The 17,728-nt window shown below is 67.3% G+C and carries 20 protein-coding genes and 1 riboswitch; of the genes, 8 read left to right on the top strand and 12 right to left on the bottom strand.

Translation table 11 applies throughout. The annotated features are described in order from the left end of the window. Window positions 1-20: 20 nt before the first annotated feature. Complete coding sequence (locus ACSQ9I_RS04855; RefSeq protein WP_436293776.1) at window positions 21-485, top strand: FecR family protein; 465 nt, start codon at window positions 21-23, stop codon at window positions 483-485. Then, complete coding sequence (locus ACSQ9I_RS04850; protein ID WP_436312432.1) at window positions 482-790, top strand: hypothetical protein; 309 nt, start codon at window positions 482-484, stop codon at window positions 788-790. Before ACSQ9I_RS04855 ends, ACSQ9I_RS04850 begins: the two co-directional genes overlap by 4 nt. A gap of 45 nt (window positions 791-835) precedes the next feature. Here ACSQ9I_RS04850 and tyrS read toward each other — a convergent pair whose 3' ends face one another. Further along, window positions 836-2,068, bottom strand: a complete 1,233-nt coding sequence (gene tyrS / locus ACSQ9I_RS04845) for a tyrosine--tRNA ligase (protein WP_436302869.1) — start codon at window positions 2,066-2,068, stop codon at window positions 836-838. Window positions 2,069-2,226: 158 nt separating this feature from the next. On the opposite strand from tyrS, the gene ACSQ9I_RS04840 reads away from it, so the two are divergent. After that, complete coding sequence (locus tag ACSQ9I_RS04840; RefSeq protein ID WP_436302868.1) at window positions 2,227-3,576, top strand: peptidoglycan DD-metalloendopeptidase family protein; 1,350 nt, start codon at window positions 2,227-2,229, stop codon at window positions 3,574-3,576. Window positions 3,577-3,595: 19 nt separating this feature from the next. Then, the gene (locus tag ACSQ9I_RS04835; protein WP_093109517.1) at window positions 3,596-4,711 is read left to right on the top strand and encodes an anhydro-N-acetylmuramic acid kinase; all 1,116 of its coding nucleotides are present in this window, start codon (window positions 3,596-3,598) and stop codon (window positions 4,709-4,711) included. Between the two features lie 66 nt (window positions 4,712-4,777). Here the strand turns inward: ACSQ9I_RS04835 and erpA are convergent, their stop codons facing one another. The 5 genes from erpA to ACSQ9I_RS04810 form a co-directional block, all read right to left on the bottom strand. Beyond that, window positions 4,778-5,143 carry an iron-sulfur cluster insertion protein ErpA gene (gene erpA / locus ACSQ9I_RS04830; RefSeq protein ID WP_019656358.1) on the bottom strand — a complete coding sequence of 122 codons (366 nt, stop codon included), beginning with the start codon at window positions 5,141-5,143 and terminating at the stop codon, window positions 4,778-4,780. Between the two features lie 118 nt (window positions 5,144-5,261). Then, window positions 5,262-5,654: a 30S ribosomal protein S9 gene (gene rpsI, locus ACSQ9I_RS04825; RefSeq protein WP_093109516.1), complete on the bottom strand. Its 393-nt coding sequence runs from the start codon at window positions 5,652-5,654 to the stop codon at window positions 5,262-5,264. Between the two features lie 12 nt (window positions 5,655-5,666). Beyond that, window positions 5,667-6,098 (bottom strand): 50S ribosomal protein L13, encoded by a 432-nt coding sequence (gene rplM, locus ACSQ9I_RS04820; RefSeq protein ID WP_028249522.1) that lies wholly within the window; start codon window positions 6,096-6,098, stop codon window positions 5,667-5,669. A gap of 172 nt (window positions 6,099-6,270) precedes the next feature. Next, the gene (locus ACSQ9I_RS04815) at window positions 6,271-7,503 is read right to left on the bottom strand and encodes a S1C family serine protease (RefSeq protein ID WP_436312431.1); all 1,233 of its coding nucleotides are present in this window, start codon (window positions 7,501-7,503) and stop codon (window positions 6,271-6,273) included. A gap of 8 nt (window positions 7,504-7,511) precedes the next feature. Then, window positions 7,512-8,132 (bottom strand): hypothetical protein, encoded by a 621-nt coding sequence (locus tag ACSQ9I_RS04810; protein WP_436312430.1) that lies wholly within the window; start codon window positions 8,130-8,132, stop codon window positions 7,512-7,514. Between the two features lie 114 nt (window positions 8,133-8,246). On the opposite strand from ACSQ9I_RS04810, the gene ACSQ9I_RS04805 reads away from it, so the two are divergent. After that, entirely contained in the window at window positions 8,247-9,146 is a 900-nt protein-coding gene (locus ACSQ9I_RS04805; protein WP_436312429.1) for a 23S rRNA (adenine(2030)-N(6))-methyltransferase RlmJ, read from the top strand. Between the two features lie 20 nt (window positions 9,147-9,166). Here ACSQ9I_RS04805 and ACSQ9I_RS04800 read toward each other — a convergent pair whose 3' ends face one another. Genes ACSQ9I_RS04800 through ahcY form a run of 4 tightly spaced genes read right to left on the bottom strand, consistent with a single transcriptional unit; the run spans window position 9,167 to window position 12,886 of the window. After that, complete coding sequence (locus ACSQ9I_RS04800) at window positions 9,167-9,844, bottom strand: septal ring lytic transglycosylase RlpA family protein (protein ID WP_436302863.1); 678 nt, start codon at window positions 9,842-9,844, stop codon at window positions 9,167-9,169. Further along, window positions 9,841-10,674, bottom strand: coding sequence for a methylenetetrahydrofolate reductase [NAD(P)H] (gene metF / locus ACSQ9I_RS04795; protein WP_093109604.1), 834 nt, complete (start codon window positions 10,672-10,674; stop codon window positions 9,841-9,843). The genes ACSQ9I_RS04800 and metF overlap by 4 nt, the downstream gene beginning before the upstream one ends. Next, window positions 10,652-11,449: a TlyA family RNA methyltransferase gene (locus tag ACSQ9I_RS04790; RefSeq protein ID WP_436312428.1), complete on the bottom strand. Its 798-nt coding sequence runs from the start codon at window positions 11,447-11,449 to the stop codon at window positions 10,652-10,654. Before ACSQ9I_RS04790 ends, metF begins: the two co-directional genes overlap by 23 nt. A gap of 9 nt (window positions 11,450-11,458) precedes the next feature. Beyond that, a complete protein-coding gene (gene ahcY / locus ACSQ9I_RS04785; RefSeq protein ID WP_436312427.1) occupies window positions 11,459-12,886 on the bottom strand; it encodes an adenosylhomocysteinase in 1,428 nt (475 codons plus the stop codon). Window positions 12,887-12,950: 64 nt separating this feature from the next. Further along, a riboswitch (S-adenosyl-L-homocysteine riboswitch) is annotated at window positions 12,951-13,018 on the bottom strand. Between the two features lie 100 nt (window positions 13,019-13,118). Here ahcY and ACSQ9I_RS04780 point away from each other — a divergent pair. The 3 genes from ACSQ9I_RS04780 to ACSQ9I_RS04770 all read left to right on the top strand — a co-directional run bounded on the left by ACSQ9I_RS04780 (window position 13,119) and on the right by ACSQ9I_RS04770 (window position 16,222). Continuing rightward, complete coding sequence (locus tag ACSQ9I_RS04780) at window positions 13,119-13,736, top strand: hypothetical protein (protein WP_436312426.1); 618 nt, start codon at window positions 13,119-13,121, stop codon at window positions 13,734-13,736. 69 nt (window positions 13,737-13,805) lie between these two features. Next, a complete protein-coding gene (locus ACSQ9I_RS04775; protein ID WP_436302861.1) occupies window positions 13,806-15,434 on the top strand; it encodes a peptide chain release factor 3 in 1,629 nt (542 codons plus the stop codon). Next, window positions 15,434-16,222, top strand: coding sequence for an HAD-IIB family hydrolase (locus ACSQ9I_RS04770; RefSeq protein ID WP_436293785.1), 789 nt, complete (start codon window positions 15,434-15,436; stop codon window positions 16,220-16,222). Before ACSQ9I_RS04775 ends, ACSQ9I_RS04770 begins: the two co-directional genes overlap by 1 nt. A 6-nt stretch (window positions 16,223-16,228) precedes the next feature. Here the strand turns inward: ACSQ9I_RS04770 and trxC are convergent, their stop codons facing one another. Together trxC and ACSQ9I_RS04760 are read right to left on the bottom strand one after the other, a co-directional pair. Continuing rightward, a complete protein-coding gene (gene trxC, locus ACSQ9I_RS04765) occupies window positions 16,229-16,666 on the bottom strand; it encodes a thioredoxin TrxC (RefSeq protein ID WP_436312425.1) in 438 nt (145 codons plus the stop codon). A 7-nt stretch (window positions 16,667-16,673) separates the two neighbouring features. Next, window positions 16,674-17,630, bottom strand: coding sequence for a tripartite tricarboxylate transporter substrate binding protein (locus tag ACSQ9I_RS04760; RefSeq protein ID WP_093109506.1), 957 nt, complete (start codon window positions 17,628-17,630; stop codon window positions 16,674-16,676). Window positions 17,631-17,728: the final 98 nt, after the last annotated feature.

Here is a 17,728-nt window from a genome sequence, read left to right as displayed (position 1 = left end):
AAACCCGGACAGGAGTGCTCATGAAGAAACGCTTGGCCATGAGCTTGTGCGGTCTGCTTCTGCTCGCCAGCGCCGGCGCTCTGGCCCAGGCGCCGGCCGCGGAGCATGCCGGCATCCTGAAGTCGGTGCGCGGCAGCGTTCAGCTTCTCAACACCGACGGCACCGCGCGTCCGGCGCACGCCGGCGACGCTATCGCACCGATCGACCGCATCGTCACCGAGGCCGACTCGGCCGCCAGCCTGGTGCTGCGCGACGGCACGACGATGGTGGTGGGGCCCTCATCGCGGCTCGACCTCAAGCAGTTCCATTTCGATCCGGCCACGCGCGACGGCGGCTTGCTGGTTTCGCTGCTCCGCGGATCGCTGCGCATGGTGACCGGCCTGATCGGCAAGACCCAGCCCGACGCCGTGCGGATCGAGACGCAGACCGCCACCATCGGCATCCGCGGCACGGACTTCATCGTGCAGGCGGACGCGCAGCAGTGAACACGTCTCGCCTTTTCCCCGGGCTTGTCGTTGTCGTCCTGTCGGCTACGCTGCTGGCGGCCTGCTCCAGCACATCGCCCTCGTCCTCGTCCACGCGGGTTGTGTTGTTGCCGCAAGCCGACGGCAGCTCGTCGGCCCTGGTCGTGCGCAGCAACAATGACTTCGAAGAGACGCTCTCGAAACCTTATCAGCGCGCCACGACCGCCACGCGTGGCGCGCCGGTGGTCGATCAGGCCGATCCGGCCCGGGTGCAAGCCGAACACAAGTTGCTCTTCGAGCTGCTGCCACCCCCGGTCCCGCACTAAACGGCGTATTTCAGGTCCCCAGTGCGCTGAAGAACAGGCTCCGGCTCAGCTCAAGCTGACGCGCGCGAATTTGCGCTTGCCGACCTGCACGACATAGCTGCCCGCAGCCAGCTTGAGTCCCTTGTCGCTCACCACGCTCGAATCGACCCGCACGCCGCCGCCATCGATGAGCCGGTTGCCTTCGGAGGTCGAGGCCGCCAGCCCCGCCTGCTTGAGCACCTGGGCGATGCCCAGCGGCGCGCCCGACAGCGCCACCTCCGGAATCTCGTCCGGCACGCCGCCCTTGCTGCGGTTGATGAAATCCTGCTCGGCCGCCTCGGCCGCCGCCTGGCTGTGGAAGCGCGCCGTGATCTCCTTGGCGAGCGCGACCTTGGCATCCTTCGGATTGCGGCCGCCCTCGACCTCGGCCTTGAGCGCCGCGATCTCGGCCAGCGAGCGGAAGCTCAGCAAGGTGTACCAGCGCCACATCAGCGTGTCCGAGATCGACAGCACCTTGGCGAACATGGTGTTGGCGTCCTCGCTGATGCCGATGTAGTTGTTCTTGCTCTTCGACATCTTCTCGACGCCATCGAGCCCCTCCAGCAGCGGCATAGTGAGTATGCACTGCGGCTCTTGGCCGTATTCTTGTTGGAGATGTCTGCCGACCAGTAGATTGAACTTCTGGTCGGTGCCGCCCAGTTCGAGGTCGGACTTGAGCGCCACCGAGTCGTAGCCCTGCATCAGCGGATAGAGGAACTCATGCACCGAGATCGACTGGCCGGCCTTGAAGCGCTTGCTGAAGTCGTCGCGCTCCATCATCCGCGCCACGGTGTACTTGGCCGCCAGCTGGATCATCCCGCGCGCACCCAGCGGGTCGCTCCACTCGGAGTTGTAACGAATTTCGGTCTTCGAGGGGTCCAGCACCAGACTGGCCTGCCGGTAGTAGGTCTGGGCGTTGGCCTCGATCTGCTCGCGCGTGAGCGGCGGCCGGGTGCTGTTGCGGCCGGAGGGGTCGCCGATGGTGGTGGTGAAGTCGCCGATCAGGAAGATCACGGTGTGGCCGAGGTCCTGCAGCTGGCGCATCTTGTTGAGCACCACCGTGTGGCCGATATGGATGTCGGGCGCCGTCGGGTCCAGGCCCAGCTTGATCCGCAACGGCTTGCCGGTCGCCTCGGCGCGCTGGAGCTTCTTCACCCACTCATCCTGGGGCAGCAATTCGTCGACCCCACGAAGTGAAACTTCAAGGGCGCGTCCTACACCATCGGACAGGCTTGCGGTTGTAACAAAATCGGGGTTCATGGCGCTTTTTGGCTGATTTGACTATGGCCGAAGCTATACTCAGCCCGACTTTTCAAGCGCCGGATTCTAAGCGGCGCTTTTTTTCCGCACCGTCCTGCCGCCCGTCCGACACGGTCTTTGCAGCGCGGATTTGCTGAACCTGAGCTGGAATTCGAAGTTTGATCAACGGCATTCTTGCCGCCGAGGAGGCGCTTGCTTCCCGCGTGGCCTATACATTCCGGACGTACCCGAGGCAGATCACGGCGGCCATCGCCGCGCTGCTGCTGTCCGCCGGCGGCGGTGCCTTCGCCGTCGCCTCGCTCGGCCCCGATGCGTCCGAGTTGCCCGTCAAGCAAGTGTTCGAAGCCGTCACCCCACGCTCCTTCGCCGACCAGGTGGAAGCGCTCGATACCCACGGTTTCACGCTGTTCCGTACCGAAATCACCCGTTCGAGCGACACGGCCGAAGCGCTGCTGCGCCGACTGGGCATCGACGACGCCGCAGCAGCCGCCTTCGTGCGCGGCAATGCCGAGGCTCGCATGGCCCTGTTTAGCCGCGTCGGCCGCACCGTGACCGCCGAGGCCACGCAAGAAAACACCTTGCAAAAACTCAGCGCCCGCTGGATTCCCGACGGCGACGGCGGCTTCAAGCGCCTGGTGGTCGAAAAGATCGGCGCCGGCTACCGCGTGCGCACCGAAACCGACGCCCTGACCCCAGGCAGCCGGCTGGCCAGCGGCATCGTTCGCAGCTCGCTCTTTGCGGCCACCGACGATGCACGCATCCCCGATTCCGTGGCGAGCCAGCTGGCCGACATCTTCTCGGGCGACGTCGATTTCCGCTCGCTGCGCAAGGGCGACCGCTTCGCCGTCGTCTACGAAACCTTCGATGCCGACGGGCAGACGCTGCGCAGCGGCCGTGTGCTGTCGGCCGAGTTCGAGAGCAACGGCAAGCTGCACCAGGCATTGTGGTTCCAGGAGCCCGGGCAAAAGGGCGGTTACTACCGTCCCAACGGCGAGAGCCTGCGTCGCGCGTACCTGAACTCGCCGGTCGAGTTCTCTCGCGTGTCGAGCGGCTTCGCGATGCGCATGCACCCCATCCTCAACAGCTGGCGCCAGCACAACGGCATCGACTATGCCGCGCCCACCGGGACGACCGTGCGCAGCGTGGGCGACGGCACGGTGGAATTCGCAGGCACGCAGAGCGGCTACGGCAACATCGTGATCGTGAATCACCGCAACCACCAGCAGACGGCCTATGCGCATCTGAGCCGCATCGACGTCAAGGTCGGCCAGAGCCTGAGCCAGGGCCAGACCGTTGGCGCGGTCGGCTCCACCGGCTGGGCCACCGGTCCGCACCTGCACTTCGAGTTCCGGGTGAATGGCGAATACCAGGATCCGGCCACCATCGCCCAGCAGGATGGCGGCGTGCCGATCAGCGCGGCGGCGCGGCCGGCCTTCGAGCGCCTTGCCGGCGCTACGCGTACGGAACTGGCTGCCGCCTTCTCGGTCGTCCAGGCCAGCGCAGACTAGGCGTTTTTCGCTCCCGGCGATGGCTGAAGAACTCTTCATCGGCCTGATGTCCGGCACTTCGCTCGACGGTGTCGACGGCGTCCTGGCCGACTTTTCGGAAGGACGCATCGCAGTGCGGGCACACGCCACCGCCAGCTTTCCCGTTTCTCTGCGCGCCGAGCTGGAGGCGCTCAATGCGCTGGGCGGCGACAACGAATTGCACCGAGCCGCACTGGCCGGCAATGAGCTCGCAAGGATTTACGCGAGCGTGGTGCAGCAGTTGCTGGCCGATACCGGCACCGCCGCCGAGGCCGTGACGGCCATCGGTGCGCACGGCCAGACGGTGCGCCACCGGCCGGGCGAGTTCGACGACGTCGGCTACACGCTGCAGATCAACAATCCCTCGCTGATCGCGGAGCTCACGGGCATCCGGGTGGTGGCCGATTTCCGCAGCCGCGACCTCGCAGCCGGTGGCCAAGGCGCGCCGCTGGTGCCCGCTTTTCATCGGGCGCTGTTCGCGCGCGACGACCAGGCCGTCGCCGTGCTGAACATCGGCGGAATCTCCAATCTGAGCCTGCTGCCGGCCGGCAGCGGCACGGTGCTCGGCTTCGATTGCGGGCCGGGCAACGCGCTGCTCGACCACTGGTGCCAGAGCCACAACGGCCAGCCCTTCGATCATGCCGGCCAGTGGGCTGCCAGCGGCCGGGTGCTGCCCGACCTGCTCTCGCGTCTTCGGTCCGACGCCTACTTCGCCAAGGCGCCGCCCAAGAGTACCGGGCGGGACCTGTTCAACCCGACCTGGCTGGCCTCGCATCTGGGCACCTCGGCGGCCGCGCCGGCCGACGTGCAGGCGACCCTGGCCGAGCTGACCGCTACGGTCTGCGCCGCGGATCTGCAGCGCCATGGCGCCGGCAGCGAGCTGCTGATCGTCTGCGGTGGGGGCGCGCTCAATCACCACCTCCTGGCCCGCCTGCAGGCGCTGCTGCCCACCGTGAAGGTGGTCTCCTCCGCCGACCGCGGCCTGCCGCCCCAGCAGGTCGAGGCTGCGGCCTTTGCCTGGCTGGCGCGCAGCACGATGCGCGGCGAATCGGGCAACCTCGCCAGCGTGACCGGCGCCCGCGGCGCACGCGTGCTCGGCGCCATCTACCCGGCCTGACGGCCTGGAAAACCTCGGGCAGCAAAAAGCCGCCCGAAGGCGGCTCGTTGGCGGAGGGTTACTGCATCAGGCCGAGAAGCTCGATCCGCAGCCGCAGGTGCTGGTGGCGTTCGGGTTCTTGATCACGAACTGGGCGCCCTGCAGATCTTCCTTGTAGTCGATCTCGGCACCGACCAGGTACTGGTAGCTCATGGCGTCGATCAGGAGCGACACGCCGTTCTTGGTCATGGTCGTGTCGTCCTCGTTGGTGATTTCATCGAAGGTGAAACCGTACTGGAAGCCGGAGCAGCCGCCGCCCTGCACGAACACGCGCAGCTTGAGGTCGGGGTTGCCCTCTTCTGCGATCAGGTCAGCCACCTTGGCGGCCGCACTGTCCGTGAAGATGATCGGCTCGGGCATCTGGGTCTGGATGTTTTCGGCAACGGCACTCATGTGGGAGAACTCCTGTGGAGGCCGAACGTGCGGCCAATGAGAGTGATGCTACTGCAATCAGCAAAAAGCCGCCCGAAGGCGGCTCTTTGACAGTGCGAGCGATAAGCCCAAAAGGCGATCAGCGCTTCGAGAACTGCTTGCGACGGCGTGCGGAATGCAGACCGACCTTCTTGCGCTCGACTTCACGCGCATCGCGCGTCACGAAGCCGGCCTGGCTCAACACCGGCTTGAGCGTCGCGTCGTAGTCGATCAGCGCACGGGTGATGCCGTGGCGCGTCGCGCCGGCCTGGCCCGATTCGCCGCCACCCGCCACGTTGACCATGATGTCGAAGGTTTCGACGTTGTTGGTCAAGAAGAGCGGTTGCTTGGCGATCATGATCGACGTTTCGCGGCCAAAGAAATCCTGGATGTCTTTGCCGTTGACCGTGATCTTGCCGGTGCCTTTTTTCAGAAACACGCGGGCGACGCTCGATTTGCGACGGCCGGTGCCATTGTTCCATTCACCAATCATTCTCAAGGCTCCTTACAGTTCCAGCACTTTGGGCTGTTGGGCGGTATGCGGGTGCTCTGCGCCGCCGTACACCTTGAGTTTCTTGATCATTGCGTAGCCGAGCGGGCCCTTGGGCAGCATGCCCTTGACGGCCTTTTCCAGGGCGCGGCCCGGATGCTTGGCTTGCATGTCGCGGAAGTTGGTGGCCGTGATGCCGCCCGGGTAGCCCGAGTGGCGGTAGTACACCTTGTCAAGCGGCTTGGCGCCGGTGACGCGCAGCTGGGCTGCGTTGATGATGACAATGAAGTCACCGGTATCGACGTGAGGCGTGTAAATGGCCTTGTGTTTGCCGCGCAAACGGAGAGCAACTTCGCTGGCTACTCGTCCGAGGACCTTGTCGGTCGCGTCAATCACAAACCACTCGTGCGTCACGTCAGCGGGCTTGGCGCTGAACGTTTTGGTCATGAGTTTTCCTGCAAAGGAAGGTTTGGCGGGCCCTTTTCCACGGTCGGCGTTCCTCTGGCGGGAATCTCTTAGGTGGGGTTTTGAAGCTTCGCCGCGGGGCCACAAAAGCGCTGCGAAGCCCGCGATTATACGAAGAATCGAGCCAGCCGGGCAAATCCGGGGCCCCGGCGCCCTAGCGAATCACGCGAACGAGTTCGATCGATTCGCTCGTGCTGCTCGAATTGCCGCGCCGATGCTGAGCCTCGAAGCGCACGACGCGGCCCAGCTCGCGGGCGTACCAGGCCGTGGCCTCGAACGGCGTCCCGACCAGGGAGGCGCCGGTGCCGTACGAGGCATAGATCCATCCCGTGTACGCGATCTGGACGGCCCGGACTTCCGTTCCGTCCACGCGCATCGATCGTTCGCCGACGACGACGGCATCCAGTTCGTGCCGCCACTTCTCGCCCGTGGTCGCGACATAGTCTAGGTGCCAGCGCATGCCTGGCTTGATGTCCTTGCGACCCCATCCGCCCGGCGGCGAAGACGAATCGAAGTACCCGCCGGCCGGAGAAGCGACTGTCACGACCCGTCCGTCCGCCTTCTCGATCCGGCCGCCCATGTTGAAGAACAGTTCGTCGCCCGTGATGCGATCCAGCCGGTAGACGACCGAAGCACGGTTTCCGGTCAGTCGGTCCGTGCGTACATATTCGAGCGCATTGCCGGGACGAAGGGGATCGGTCAACCCGCGCGGGCCCATCGCGCCGTCGCCGCCCTCGGCGCGGCGCGCCATCGCAGCCTGCGCCCGGGCGGGGATTTCCGCGACGAAGTCGGCCGGCACCGCGAAGTTGAGGCTGCCGGCTTCGCGCACGCCGAAAGTCGTGATGCCGACCAGGCGCCCCTCGCCGTCGAACAACCCGCCGCCGCTCGAGCCGGGAGAGATCGGCGCTGTGGTCTGCAGCAAGCGGGCGTCGGCAGCATCGCCGCCGCGCAGGCCCGACAGGATCCCCTCGCCGAGGGTGTTCTCGAAGCCGCGCGGACTGCCGATGGCATACACCCGCTGTCCCACGCGCGCCGCGCCGGCCGGTGCGATCTGCAACGGCGCCACGCGGAAGTTGGCAACCTTGATCTGGCACAAGTCCCGCTCGACGTCCGGATATTCGAGCGTCGCGCCGTAGGTGACGTTGTCTTGCCGAATCACGAAGCTGCTCGCCTTGGCCAGTACGTGGCAATTGGTGACCAGGCGGCCGGGCGCGACCACCACAGCGCTGCCGCCGCGCAGCGGGCGCTCCTGGGCATCGAAGGTGCGCACGGTCCAGACGCCGGGCGAGACTTTTTCGAACAGCGCGTCGGGTTCCAGCGCCTGCGCGCCGCCGGTGGCCAAGCCGCCTGCGATGAGCAGCGAGGTCCAGCGCAACGAATTCTTCATTGCCATCGTCATGGCTTGGCCGGCAGCAAGGCGTTGAGGTCGTCCATCGAGACCCGTGCAGCGGATGCGGGAACCGCACCAGCCGGCTCGGGCACCGCCGGGCGAGCGCCTTGGGCGCTGCTGCCGCCGGGATCCTTCTTCGCCACCACAGTGCCGGTCACGGGGGGCTTGGCGGCGGCAAGCGGGGTCGTCGTGCCCACGGTCACCCCCGCCACGGGCTGGTCGCCCTGCTGCGTGCTGCGGTCGAAGGTGCGCTCCTCGCCGAAGACGAGTTGCATCCAGCTCGGATAGTTGAAACCCGAGCCGGTCCCCACATCGATCGCGGCGCCGATTGCACCGCCGATGAGGACGTTGCCCACCATGCCCGCATTCACGCGTGAAACGGCCGATCCGACGGCTGGCGCCTGTCCCGCCTGCGTGCAGTGGATCGAAAGATTGCCGCCCGAGCGCCGCACGGGCACGCTCTGTCCGGACAGCCCGAGGGCCTCCCCCTTGTCGTTGGAAAGCCTGCATTCCGCGCCTTCGACCGTCTGTCCGCCCGGGGTGAGCGTCTCGATCTTCACGGTCTGCGTGGTGCCGTGCGTGACCGAGGCGCAGCCCGTCAAAATAGACAGAACGGCTGCGCCCACGCACAGGCCCCAGAATCGCCAGCTTGCTCCTCGCATCCTCGACCCCTCTTGTAATTCAATGTTACGGCGCGTGAGTCTAGCGTTCCCCCGTTCATCTTCCAGGCACTATTTCTCATGTTCAGCTACCGCCACGCCTTCCATGCCGGCAACCACGCCGACGTGCTCAAGCACACGGTGCTGATTGCCACGCTCGACCACCTGCTCGAAAAAGAGGCGGCCCTGACGGTGGTCGACACGCACGCAGGTGCCGGCCTCTACCGGCTCGACGGCGACTACGCGGGCACCAGCGGCGAGGCCGCCGAGGGCGTGCTGCGCCTCCTTTCGGAGGCGAAAGACGCGGCCGCGGCACCGCTGCCCGATGCGCTCGCGCGCTACCTCGAAGTGGTCCGCGACTTCAACCCCAAGGGCGGCGCGCGCATCTACCCCGGCTCGCCCTTCATCACGCACCACCTGCTGCGCGAGCACGACAAGCTCAAGCTCTTCGAGCTGCACCCGACCGATGCGCGCACCCTCGACGCCAACATCGCGCAGCTCGAGGCCGGGCGCCAGATCGCGGTGCTGCGCGACGACGGTTTCGGCAGCGCGACCAAGTTCCTGCCGCCGCCCTCGCGCCGCGCGCTGGTGCTGTGCGACCCGAGCTACGAGATCAAGAGCGACTATGCGCGCGTGCTCGATTTCGTGACCGCGGCGCTCAAGCGCTTCGCGACCGGCACCTATGCCGTGTGGTATCCGATCATTCCGCGGCCCGAGGCGCACGACCTGCCGCGCCGGCTCAAGACGCTGGCCACCAAGGCCGGCAAGTCCTGGCTGCATGCGACGCTGACGGTCAAGTCGAGCAAGATCGTCACCGACGCGTCGGGTTCCACGCACCGGCCGGGCCTGCCGGCGAGCGGCATGTTCCTGATCAATCCGCCCTACACGCTGAAGGCGCTGCTCGAGCCCGCGCTGCCGCAGATGGCGCAGCGCCTCGGCCAGGATCGCCACGCGGCTTCCTCGCTCGAGAGCGGCGGCTGAGCCGACTGCCGCGACGCGCTTCAGCGCCGCTGGCGCGGCGGCACTTCGCGGCTTCGTCTGGCCGCAGGAGGCTTCTTGGCAGGCGCTTCGGCAGCCGGCGCCACGTCCGCTGCCCCATTCGCCTCGACCACCGCGCCGGCACAGCGCGCGCCGTTCTTGTCCATGATCGACAACGCAACCTGCTTGATGCCCATCCCCAGCATGCCGATCGATTCGGCCGCGGCACGGCTCAGGTCGATGATGCGGCCCGAGGCATACGGCCCGCGGTCGTTGATGCGGACCAGCACCTCGCGCCCGTTCACCAGGCTGCGCACGCAGACGCGGGTGTTGAAGGGCAGCGTCTTGTGCGCGGCCGTCAGCTCCGTCATGTCGAAGCGCTCGCCGTTCGCGGTCTTGCGCTGGTGGAACTGGATGCCGTACCAGGAAGCGCCGCCGCGCTCGAAGATTTCGCGCGGGCCCGCGTCGCCCGGTGCGCCGTCGTCCGGCAATTCGTCGGCACCCGGCCCCGCGAGGTCATAGCGCGCCGAAGGCACCTGCGAACGCGGCGGCGCGCCGGGCGGCAGCGCGGGCTGCCGCGCCAGCGGCCGCAATCCCTGCGCGCCCTCGCCGGGCGAGGACGAGCGCGGCGTGGTGCAACCCGCCAGCCAGACGGCGGCGGCGACGAGCGCCAGCCGTCCGGCGAGGCGGCGCGACCTCATTCGTCCCAGCCCAGCCGCTCCAGCAACGCGAGCGTCGCCACCGACTGGTTCATCGTGTAGAAGTGCATCGCCGGCGCGCCGCCGCTGGCGAGGCGCGCGCAGAGCTCGGTCACCACGTCGAGACCGAAGGCCTTGATCGAGGCCATGTCGTCGCCGAAGCCCTGCAGCCGCAGCCGGATCCAGCGCGGGATCTCGGCGCCGCAGGCATCCGAGAAGCGCATCAGCTGGGTCGAGCTCGTGATCGGCATGATGCCCGGCACGATCGGCGCCGCGAGCCCCAGCTTGCGTGCCTCGTCGACGAAGCGGAAGTAGGCCTCGGGGCTGAAGAAGTACTGCGTGATCGCCGAGTCGGCGCCCGCATGCATCTTGGCCGCGAAGGCCTGCAAGTCCGCTTCGGGCGAGCGTGCCTGCGGATGCACTTCGGGATAGCAGGCGACCTCGATATGGAAATCGCGGCCGGTCTCTTCGCGGATGAAGGCGACGAGATCGCTCGCATAGTGGAACTCGCCGCCCATGCCGTAGCCGCTCGGCAGGTCACCGCGCAGCGCGACCAGGCGCTTGACGCCCATGGCCTTGAGCTCCGCCAGCTGCTCGCGCACCGTGCTGCGGGTGGCGCCGATGCAGGAGAAATGGCAGGCGGCATCGACACCTTCGCCGAGGATCTCGCGCACCGTGCCGAAGGTGCCCTCGTGCGTCGAGCCGCCGGCGCCGTAGGTCACCGAGCAGAACTCGGGCTGCCGCACGTAGAGCTGCTGGCGCACGGTGCGCAGCTTGGCCGCGCCTTCGGGCGTCTTCGGCGGAAAGAATTCAAAGCTCAACGGAAGGCGCACGGCCGGCTCCTGGTTCGCCGTTCGCACGAACGGCATGGATGAAGAATTCGCGGTTGCCGTCGCCGCCCGTGATCGGGCTGTCGAACCACGCTGCAACGCGCAGGCCGAGCTCCGCGCACGCCGTGCGCAGGCGCTGTTCGACCACTGCAAAAAGCGCCACATCGCGCACGATGCCGCCCTTGCCGACCTGTCCCGGCTGCAACTCGAATTGAGGCTTGACCAGCATCAGAAGTTCACCGGCCGGTGTGAGAAGCGGTATCAGCGCGGGCAGCACCAGCGTGAGCGAGATGAACGAGAGATCGCCGACGATCAGATCGAAATGCGTGTAGTCGGGCGAAGCATCGGCCCAGGCGGACGCGTCGAGCGTGCGCGCATTGACGCCTTCGACGGCGGTCACGCGCGCATCCTCGCGTATCCGTGCATGCAGCTGGCCATGGCCCACGTCCACGCCCACCACATGCGCGGCGCCGCGCTGCAGCAGGCAGTCGGTGAAGCCGCCGGTCGACTGGCCGACGTCGAGGCAGCGCTTGCGCTGCACGTCGATGCCGCTCGCAGCGAGCGCGCCTTCGAGCTTGAGCCCGCCGCGCGAGACGTAGCGCGCCTCGGCCGCATCGACGAGCTCGAGTTCGGCCGTCTCCGGCACCTCGTCGCGGTTCTTGCCGACCACGCGCCAGGTCGTGCCGTCGCGCCAGCGCAGGCCGCCCGCGATCAGCCGCACGGCCTGCGAGCGCGAGGCGGCCAGGCCGCGTTCGACGAGCAACTGATCGGCGCGCACGCGCTCCGCTCAATAGCGGTAGGTGTCCGGCTTGTAAGGGCCGTTCTTGTCCACGCCGATGTAGGCGGCCTGTTCGTCGGTCAGCTCGGTCAGCATCGCGCCGACCTTCTTCAGGTGCAGGCGCGCCACCTTCTCGTCGAGGTGCTTGGGCAGCACGTAGACCTTGCCGGCCTGGTAGGCATCGGGCTTGGTGAAGAGCTCGATCTGGGCGATGGTCTGGTTGGCGAAGGACGAGGACATCACGAAGCTCGGATGGCCCGTGCCGCAGCCCAGGTTCACGAGGCGGCCCTTGGCCAGCAGAATGATCTTCTTGCCGTCCGGGAAGGTGATGTGGTCGACCTGCGGCTTGATCTCTTCCCACTCGTACTTCTCGAGCGAGGCGACGGCGATCTCGTTGTCGAAGTGGCCGATGTTGCAGACGATCGCCTGGTCCTTCATCGCGGCCATGTGCTCGTGGCGGATCACGTCGCGGTTGCCGGTGGTGGTCACGAAGATGTCGGCCTTGTCGGCGGCGTACTCCATGGTGACGACCTTGTAGCCTTCCATCGCGGCCTGCAGCGCGTTGATCGGGTCGATCTCGGTCACCCACACCTGAGCGCTCAGCGCGCGCAGGGCCTGGGCCGAGCCCTTGCCCACGTCGCCGTAACCGGCCACGCAGGCGACCTTGCCGGCGATCATCACGTCGGTGGCGCGCTTGATGCCGTCCACCAGCGATTCGCGGCAGCCGTAGAGGTTGTCGAACTTGCTCTTGGTCACCGAGTCGTTCACGTTGATGGCGCGGAACAGCAGCGTGCCCTTGGCGCTCATCTCGTTCAGGCGGTGCACGCCGGTGGTGGTCTCTTCGGTTACGCCGATGATCTCGGCCGACTTGCGCGTGTACCAGGTCGCGTCGACGGCCAGCTTGGCCTTGATCGCCGCGTAGAGGATGCGCTCCTCGTCGCTGGTCGGGTTGGCCAGCACGCTCTGGTCCTTTTCGGCCTTCTGGCCCAGGTGCATCAAGAGCGTGGCGTCGCCGCCGTCGTCAAGAATCATGTTCGGGCCTTCGCCGGCCGAGCCCTTGGGACCGAAGTCGAAGATGCGGTGGGTGTAGTCCCAGTAATCTTCGAGCGACTCGCCCTTGATCGCGAACACCGGCGTGTTGGTGGCCGCGATGGCGGCGGCGGCATGGTCTTGCGTCGAGAAGATGTTGCACGAGGCCCAGCGCACGGTGGCGCCCAGCGCCTGCAGGGTTTCGATCAGCACTGCGGTCTGGATCGTCATGTGCAGTGAGCCGGTGATGCGTGCGCCCTTCAGGGGCTGGCTCTTGGCGAATTCTTCGCGGATGGCCATCAGGCCGGGCATTTCGGTTTCCGCGATGCGGATTTCCTTGCGGCCCCAGGCGGCAAGGGAGATATCGGCGATGGCCTGGTCGGCGGTGGACTTGAGAACGGCGCTCATGTGGACTCCAAAACAAGTTTGAATGATGCCGCTGTGTTCGGGGGACGAGACTCACCGCGAGAACAGCGGGTGAGCGTGGTTGCGAAGGGGTCCGAGCCTCACGCCTGGCGGCGCTGCAACGCTCCTCGGAAGCGGCATTTTAGCGCGTGCCGCTTTTCCGTCGCCAGCGGCGATTTGCGGATCGGCCTAGACTGCAACGCCCCCCAACCGCCGCCCTCGCGGCCCCATCATCATGTTCAAAGTCAAGCTCTTTGCCGCATCGTTCGTGATTGCCTTGTCCGCCGCGGCGGCGGCGCAGGAAACCGTGCGCGTGCGCGGCGTCATCGCGCGTGCCGATGCGAATTCGCTGACCGTGAAGGACCGCAGCGGCGAAACCGTCACGATGGTGCGCCCTGCCGACATGAACGTCTCCGAAGTCATTCCGCTCACGCTGGCCGACATCAAGCCGGGCAGCTTCGTCGGCGCCGGCGCCGTGCCGCAACCCGACGGCACGCAGCGCGCCGTGGAAGTGCTTGTGTTTCCGGAGGCCGCGCGCGGGACCGGCGAAGGCTTTCGCCCCTGGGACCTGATGCCCCAGAGCACGATGACCAACGCCACCGTGGCGCAGCTCGAAGCGGCGCCGTCCTCAGCGCCGGGCGGCCACAAGCTGCTGCTCAAGTACAAGGACGGCGAGCAGACCGTCATCGTGCCGCGCGGCACGCCGGTCGTGACCTTCAAGCCGGGCAATACGGACCAGGCGGCCCTGGTGGTGCCGGGCGCCAAGGTGGTGATCACCGCGCAGGTGAAGGAAGGCAAGCCCACCGCGCTGCGCATGCTGGTCGGGCGCAATGGCTTCACGCCGCCGATGTGACGGCTCGTTAAAATTGCGGGCTTTGCCGCCAGCAGCCCGCGCCCGTGAGCGCGCTCCGCGTTCACCCCCATGACCTTCGCCTCCGAAACCCGCCGCCGCCGCACCTTCGCGATCATTTCCCACCCCGACGCCGGCAAGACCACGCTGACCGAGAAGCTGCTGCTGTTCTCCGGCGCGATCCAGATCGCCGGTTCGGTGAAGGCGCGCAAGGCCTCGCGCCACGCCACCTCCGACTGGATGGAGATCGAGAAGCAGCGCGGCATCTCGGTGGCCAGCTCGGTGATGCAGATGCTCTACCGCGAGCACGTGATCAACCTGCTCGATACGCCGGGCCACAAGGACTTCTCCGAAGACACCTACCGCGTGCTGACCGCGGTCGACTCGGCCCTGATGGTGATCGACGCGGCCAACGGCGTCGAAGCGCAGACGCGCCGCCTGATCGAGGTCTGCCGCCAGCGCGACACGCCCATCATCACCTTCGTCAACAAGATGGACCGCGAGGTGCGCGAGCCGCTGGAGCTGCTCGACGAGATCGAGCGCGAACTCGGCATGCCCTGCGTGCCGATGACCTGGCCGGTGGGCCAGGGCAAGAGCTTCGGCGGCATCGTGAACCTGCGCACGCAGGCGATGACGGTGTTCGAGTCGGGCAGCGAACGGCTGCCGCAGGACTTCGAAGCCATGCCGCTGGCCGAGCGCGAAGCGCTGCAGAAGCGCTTCGGTCACGAGTTCGACACCGCCATGGAGAGCATGGAGCTCGCCACCGGCGCCTCGCCCACCTGGGACCGCGTGGCCTTCCTCGCCGGCAAGCAGACGCCGGTGTTCTTCGGCTCCGGCGTCAACAACTTCGGCGTGATGGAAGTGCTCGACGCGCTGGTCGACCTCGCGCCGCCGCCGCAGCCGCGCACCAGCACCACGCTGGTCAACCGGCAGCCGGTGGTCAAGGAGATCCAGCCAGAAGACAAGGACTTCGCCGGCGTCGTTTTCAAGGTGCAGGCCAACATGGACGCCAATCACCGCGACCGCATCGCCTTTGTGCGCATGGCCTCGGGCAAGTACACGCCGGGCATGAAGCTCAAGGTGCAGCGCACCGCGAAGGAGCTGCGCCCCACCAGCGTCGTGACCTTCATGAGCCAGCGCCGCGAGGCGGTGGAAGAGGCCTATGCGGGCGACATCGTCGGCTTCACCACCCACGGGGGTGTGCAGTTGGGCGACACCATCACCGACGGCGCCTCGCTGCAGTTCACCGGCCTGCCCTTCTTCGCGCCCGAGCTCTTCATGACCGTGATTCTCAAGAACCCGCTGCGCACCAAGCAGCTGCAGCAGGGCCTGGCCCAGCTCGGCGAGGAAGGCGCGATCCAGGTGTTCCGGCCCGAGGTCGGCGGGCCGATGCTGCTGGGCGCCGTGGGGCAGCTGCAGTTCGAAGTGGTGCAGCATCGCCTGAAGACCGAATACGACGCCGACGTGCGGCTGGAAGGCTGCCAATACACCGGCGCGCGCTGGATCACGGCCGACACGCCGGCCGAGCTGCGAGCCTTCACCGACGCCTACCCGGCGCGCATGGCACTCGACGCAGCGAACACGCTGGCTTACCTCTGCACCTCACCCTACGACGTGCGGCTGGCGCAGGAGCGCTTCCCGAAGATCCATTTCCATCCGCTGCGCGAGCATGCGGGGCTTGCACTTCAAACGGCCGGTTGATGCTCCCACTGAGCGCATGGCCCACTGAAGATCGCCAGCAAATCGCAGGCGTCCTTACCGACATCGACGACACGCTGACCACCGAGGGCGCCATCACGTCCGATGCGCTGCAGGCGCTGCACGACCTGAAGGCGGCTGGCCTGCCGGTGATCGCGATCACCGGCCGTTCCGTGGGCTGGAGCGAGCCCTTCGCGCCGGTCTGGCCGGTCGATGCGATCGTTGCAGAGAACGGCGCGGTGGCGCTCGCGGCTTCACCGTCGGGTGCGCTCGACAAACGCTACCGCCAGGATGCCGCGACGCGCAGCGCCAACTTCGCACGCATGCAGCAGGCCCTGGCGCGCGTCGAGCGCGAAGTGTCGGGCGCCAGGCGCGCCACCGACTCGCCGGGCCGCGAGACCGACATCGCAATCGACCACAGCGAATTCGCGCACCTGGGCGAAGCGCAGATCGCGCAGGCGGTGCAGATCATGCGCGCCGAAGGCATGAACGCGACGGTGAGCTCGATCCACATCAACGGCTGGTTCGGCGACCACAACAAGTGGGTCGGCGCCTGCTGGATCGTGCGCGAGCTCTTCGGCCGCGACCTGGGCGCCGAGCTCGATCGCTGGGTCTACGTGGGCGACTCGACCAACGACGTGCTGATGTTCGAGCGCTTCCCGCACAGCGTGGGCGTGGCCAACATCCGCCGCTTCGAGCCGCAGCTGACGACGCTGCCGCGCTACATCAGCGCCGGCGAGCGCGGCGCCGGTTTCGCGCAAGTGGCGGCCGCGCTGCTCGACAGCCGCTGAAGCGGCCTAGCGAAGCTGCGCCTGCGCCCAGCGGACGATGTCGGCGCTACCCATCGCGCCCGCCTGCCGCGCAATCTCGCGCCCGCCGCTGAACAGCGCCAAGGTGGGAATGCTGCGGATGCCGAAGCGCGCGCCCAGCGCCGGCACAGCTTCGGTGTCGACCTTGGCCAGGCGGAACTGCGGCTCGAGCCGGGCGGCGGCCTGCTCGAAGGCGGGTGCCATCTGGATGCAGGGGCCGCACCACGGCGCCCAGAAATCGACCAGCATCGGGATCTCGTTGCGGCCGAGATGGCGGTCGAAGGCGGCTTCGTCCAACGCCGTGGAGTGGCCGACGAACAGCGGCCGGTGGCATTTGCCGCAGTCGGGCGCGCTCCCCAGCTGCGCACTGCGCACGCGGTTGGTCGTGTGGCAATGCGGGCAGACGACGTGCAGCGATTCGGTCACGGGGCGCTCACTGCGGCTTGGCGAGCCCCAGCTTCTCGATCAGTGCCTTCTCGCGCGTGAAGGTGGTCTGGGCGAACTTCGTGTAGTCGGCCGAGCTCATGTAGATGGGCAGCATGTCGTAGCGGCCCAGCGATGCGACGTAGCTGGGCTCTTCCATCGCCTGCTTGAAGGCGTCGTGCAGCTTCTTCACCACCTCGGGCGGCGTACTCTTGGGCGCGCCGATGCCGAAGGGCGAGTTCTGCACGATGTCCAGGCCCAGCTCCTTCAGCGTCGGCGCATCGGGGAACTTGGCCAGTCGCTTTTCGCCCCAGGTGTTGAGCACACGCAGCTTGCCTGCCTCCACCTGCGGCGCGAAGCCGGTACTGTCGGCCGCAGCCATCAGCTGGCCGCTGAGCACGGCGAGCATCAGGTCGGCGCTGCCCTTGTAGGGCACGTGCTGCAGCTCGATGCCGGCCTTCTGCGCGATCAGCTCGGTCGTGAGGTGGGGGCTGGTCAGGTTGCCGGTCGAGCCATAGGTCAGCCTGCCGGGATTGGCCTTGGCATAGGCGACGAAGTCCTTCCATGTCTTGAACGGACTGTCGGCCGGCACGACGATGCCGAAGGCGTAGCCGGTGACGTTGATGACGTAGCTGATGTCCTTGACCGGGTCCCAGTTGATCTTGGTCGTGTAGGGCAGGCGGAACACGCCGAGCGGGATCTGGGCGATGGTGTAGCCGTCGGCAGGCGCGGTCTGCAGCGCCTGCGCGGGCAGCGTGCCGCCGGCGCCGGGCTTGTTCTCGACCACGACCTGCTGGCCGATGATCTTCGAGGCGTTCTCGGCCAGCTGCCGCATCGTGATGTCGGTCGGGCCGCCCGCGGGGAAGGCAATCACCAGCTTGATGGGCCTGCTCGGGAAGGCCTGCGCATGGGCGGCGGTGGCCGCGAAGCCGAGCAGGGCGAGGCACAAGAGAGAACGACGAAACATGAGACGGGCTCCGGATTGCAGGGGCAGCCATTTGGCAGCGCGCGCCTCGCGAGGGCAATCGGGTTTCACCCCGGGGCGCGTCGCGCAGGCGTCAGCGC

Origin of the sequence: Variovorax sp. LjRoot84 (assembly GCF_964254305.1) — a bacterium.
Taxonomy (GTDB): domain Bacteria; phylum Pseudomonadota; class Gammaproteobacteria; order Burkholderiales; family Burkholderiaceae_C; genus Variovorax.
Note: the sequence above shows the minus strand (reverse complement) of the source record. Positions and strands in the feature narration are given on the sequence as shown.

Coding starts and splice junctions, on each gene's coding strand:
- ACSQ9I_RS04855 (WP_436293776.1), top strand. CDS start 21: ATGAAGAAACGCTTGGCCATGAGCTTGTGCGGTCTGCTTCTGCTCGCC.
- tyrS (WP_436302869.1), bottom strand. CDS start 2,068: ATGAACCCCGATTTTGTTACAACCGCAAGCCTGTCCGATGGTGTAGGA.
- ACSQ9I_RS04835 (WP_093109517.1), top strand. CDS start 3,596: ATGGCTGAAGAACTCTTCATCGGCCTGATGTCCGGCACTTCGCTCGAC.
- erpA (WP_019656358.1), bottom strand. CDS start 5,143: ATGAGTGCCGTTGCCGAAAACATCCAGACCCAGATGCCCGAGCCGATC.
- rpsI (WP_093109516.1), bottom strand. CDS start 5,654: ATGATTGGTGAATGGAACAATGGCACCGGCCGTCGCAAATCGAGCGTC.
- rplM (WP_028249522.1), bottom strand. CDS start 6,098: ATGACCAAAACGTTCAGCGCCAAGCCCGCTGACGTGACGCACGAGTGG.
- ACSQ9I_RS04815 (WP_436312431.1), bottom strand. CDS start 7,503: ATGAAGAATTCGTTGCGCTGGACCTCGCTGCTCATCGCAGGCGGCTTG.
- ACSQ9I_RS04805 (WP_436312429.1), top strand. CDS start 8,247: ATGTTCAGCTACCGCCACGCCTTCCATGCCGGCAACCACGCCGACGTG.
- ACSQ9I_RS04800 (WP_436302863.1), bottom strand. CDS start 9,844: ATGAGGTCGCGCCGCCTCGCCGGACGGCTGGCGCTCGTCGCCGCCGCC.
- ahcY (WP_436312427.1), bottom strand. CDS start 12,886: ATGAGCGCCGTTCTCAAGTCCACCGCCGACCAGGCCATCGCCGATATC.
- ACSQ9I_RS04780 (WP_436312426.1), top strand. CDS start 13,119: ATGTTCAAAGTCAAGCTCTTTGCCGCATCGTTCGTGATTGCCTTGTCC.
- ACSQ9I_RS04775 (WP_436302861.1), top strand. CDS start 13,806: ATGACCTTCGCCTCCGAAACCCGCCGCCGCCGCACCTTCGCGATCATT.
- ACSQ9I_RS04770 (WP_436293785.1), top strand. CDS start 15,434: ATGCTCCCACTGAGCGCATGGCCCACTGAAGATCGCCAGCAAATCGCA.
- ACSQ9I_RS04760 (WP_093109506.1), bottom strand. CDS start 17,630: ATGTTTCGTCGTTCTCTCTTGTGCCTCGCCCTGCTCGGCTTCGCGGCC.